The organism is Pseudoalteromonas sp. SIMBA_162, assembly GCF_046535955.1.
Taxonomy (GTDB): Bacteria; Pseudomonadota; Gammaproteobacteria; order Enterobacterales; family Alteromonadaceae; genus Pseudoalteromonas; species Pseudoalteromonas marina.
In genome coordinates, this window is record NZ_JAWJBQ010000143.1 from 1 (window position 1) to 355 (window position 355).

1 protein-coding gene is annotated in these 355 nt (G+C 59.2%); it reads right to left on the reverse strand.

The window, feature by feature from the left end; all coding sequences use genetic code 11:
- The coding region (locus tag R0J88_RS19075) for a hypothetical protein (protein ID WP_410900740.1) at positions 1-355 on the reverse strand (355 nt) is incomplete at both ends.

Consider the following 355-nt stretch of genomic DNA (forward strand, 5'->3'; position numbering starts at 1 on the left):
CTGCTCATTGCTGGGCCAGTGGCCGTCGAGCGAGATGCCATTGCGGCGCGCCATGCGCTCGATGACTTCAGAGAAAGTCCCGATATGCAGGAAGTCGCCCGAGCCCAGCGGCCCCTGACGCGTGGTATCGGAGATACGCCATTCACTGCTGCTGGAAGCCTCCTGCGCGGGCTGTTCGCTCTCACCGTCCTGCTGATTGTTACCCTGCTCGTCACCTTCCTGATAGCTGCGTTCGAACTCGGTGACATCCATCAGCAGGCTGCCATGACTGGTATCCAGCCTGGCGATGATGTGCTCGATGAAGATCGATTCGGCACTCATGTTGCTGACGAAGCACAGACTGTCGATACCCTTG